1 protein-coding gene and 1 pseudogene are annotated in these 2579 nt (G+C 72.4%); both read right to left on the reverse strand.

The features are described 5' to 3' along the window. Positions 1-161: 161 nt before the first annotated feature. Positions 162-422 (reverse strand): AAA family ATPase, encoded by a 261-nt coding sequence (locus tag IH13_RS41045; RefSeq protein ID WP_234433353.1) that lies wholly within the window; start codon positions 420-422, stop codon positions 162-164. Between the two features lie 52 nt (positions 423-474). Beyond that, positions 475-2387, reverse strand: a pseudogene (locus tag IH13_RS38070) (AfsR/SARP family transcriptional regulator). Between the last annotated feature and the right edge of the window lie 192 nt (positions 2388-2579).

Below are 2579 nucleotides of genomic sequence, written 5' to 3' on the forward strand. Positions count from 1 at the left end.
GGTAGTCGTTGGCGCCGGTACCCGTACGGCGTCGCCGGTGGCCAGGGTGAGCCGGTCGCCGCCGGGCTCGGTCGGCGAGGAGACGGAGCGCCTGGGCGTGGTCGCCGGTGCGTCAGACCTCCAGCGCGTGGCGTTCGGTGGCGTCCTCCTGGCGGCGGTTCTCATGCAAGGTGAGCCCGCCGACCAGCCGGTGAGCCCTGCCCCGGTGCGGATCTGCTCCAGCCAGGCCACGACCGTACGGGCGGAATGCCGGAGGCCTGGGTGAGGTTCTGGGCGGCGACGGCGCTCGGACACGTCCTGGCGCAGGTGGGGCCGGTCGCGTCCCACCCGATCCGGCACGCCTCCATCAACGTCGACTTGCCCGCACCGGCGACGCCGACAACGGTATCGGTACCGTGCCCGCCGGTCAGCAACCGCGTCACCCGACGCCGCGGGGCGACCGCAGACGGGCTCGGCGTTCGCGTCGTTGCCGGCCTATTGCATTCCGGCGCATTCCTCTGCCTCAGCCAGGTACACCGCCACCGGGCCCAGCGTCAGCATTCCGCTCGCGGCACCGGCGTGTTCTGCGGAGGCATCGCGCAGGGAGGCCCCGGCGTGTGCGGCGATTCCGCGCTCGCCGAGGCGTACGGCCGCGCGGGCGACCAGGCACCACATGGCCTCCTGCAGGTGGTCACGCGCTGGTTCGGGTGCCGCCGCGAGGGCGGTACGGGCCTCCTCGGCGCGGTCTTGGGCGAGCAGCACGAGGGGGCGTGCCCAAGGCAGATACGGGCCCCAGTCGAGGTTCGGGTCAGTGGGCGCGGGCCGGTCGTGCAGCAGGCGCAGCCCCAGCAGGGCGAGCGGGAACAGGCCGCGGTGCAGCCCCGGCATTCCGGCCGTCTTGAGGGCACTCTCCGCAGTGCGGTAGTGCACTGCGGCGGTGGCGGCGGTCGGTCCGCCGGGTGCGGTGCTGCGTTCAGCTGTGGCCCGGGCTCGGAACCACTCCGTGAGGACGGGAACGAGGGGCGCCTCGGTGGTGGAGGCGATTCGTTCGGCCGCCTCAGCGTGCGAGGCCGCGGCGTCGAGGTCGCCGAGGGCCGAGGCGGATTGAAGGCGGACGAGTCGGCCGAGTACGGCGAAGTCCGGCAGTTCGTGCCGGGTGGCCAGGTCGAGGATCTCGACGCCGGTCTTGTCCCGTACCGCCGCGAGCCCGGGGCGGGTGAAGGACTGCAGGAAAACTCCGTTGAGGGCGAAGGCCAGCAGGGCCGGATCGGCTAGGTGCCGTGCCAGCGCCTCGGCCTGCCGTGCGGCCTGCTGGGCGCGTCTCAGCTCGGCCTCGGACAGATCGGCGCTGCGGCTCTCGACGGCGATCGTGGCCAGGAGGCGAGTGGTCAGGTCAGCGGGGCCGTCGGGGCCGAGCGCGGTGAGCGTGCGCTCGAGATGTGTATAAGAGACAGATTCCATACCGCGGGCACGTCGTACGCGCCGATGATCCGCGCGGTCAGGGTGAGGTCTCCTGTGCGTTCTGCCGCCTGGACCGCGGCGAGGCGGTCGCGTCGCGAGTGGACGAGGGCATCGCCGCCCGCGAGTGCGAGGGTGCGGGCCAGAGCCACCGTGGTACGCGGGCCGAGCCGGATACCAGGGCCGCCCGCCGCTGCACGTGTGCCGTCGAGGGGTACGGACCCGTTGAGGATGTCCGTTTCCAGACGTTGGAGTTCGGCACCGGGGTCGAGTCCGAGTTGCTCGACGAGCATCGCTCGGGCGCGGCGGAGAGTGGCCAGCGCGTCGGCCTGGCGGCCCGCATGGTAGAGGGCGCGGGCAAGCAGTCCCCAGGCAGGCTCGCGCCACGGATGCTCGGCGACGTGGGCGCCCAGTTCGGCGACGAGATCGGCTCCCGCCCCGGAGTCGAGGTGGATGCGGGCGCGTAGTTCCACCCCCTCCAGCCTGAGTTCCTCCAGCCGGGTACGCTCCCGCTGCGCCCATGGGGATCCGGGCACATCGGCATAGGCGGGTCCGCGCCAGGCAGCGAGTGCCGCGCCGAGGTCGGCCACTGCGCCGGGGTCGCGCCGGGCGCGGGCCAGGGTGTCCTGGAACCGGTGGACGTCCACGTCCTCACGTGGCAGCCGCAGCGCGTAGCCGGGGCCCTCGGTGACGATCACTCGCGGCGGATCGCGGGGCGGCCGGTCAGGTTCGAGGGCGCGACGCAACGCGGCGACGAACGTACGCAAAGCGCCCAGGGCGCGGGCCGGTGGATCTGCCCACAGGTCGTCGACGAGGGTGTCGGTCGTGACGATCCGTCCCTCGGCGGCGACGAGTCGGGCGAGTACTTCACGATGGCGGGGTCCGCCGAGGTTGACCGGGGCGCCGTCGTCGCAGAGGGCTCGCACGGCGCCGAGCACGTCGATTCGCATGCTCTCATCCTCTGCCTCGGGGGTCGGCTGTGCCCAACCGTGCTGATCGGCTGCTGATCGCCGTCGTCCAGGCTGATCCGGTAAGTCTCCGACCCGAAAGGACGGCGCTTCATGGCGCTCACCATTCCCGGCTTCGATCACGTCCGCCTACCCGGTGCGGACGGTGTGGAACCTGTCTCTTATACACATCTC

The sequence above is a fragment of the Streptomyces sp. NRRL WC-3549 genome, from assembly GCF_000721935.1.
Taxonomy (GTDB): Bacteria; Actinomycetota; Actinomycetes; order Streptomycetales; family Streptomycetaceae; genus Streptomyces.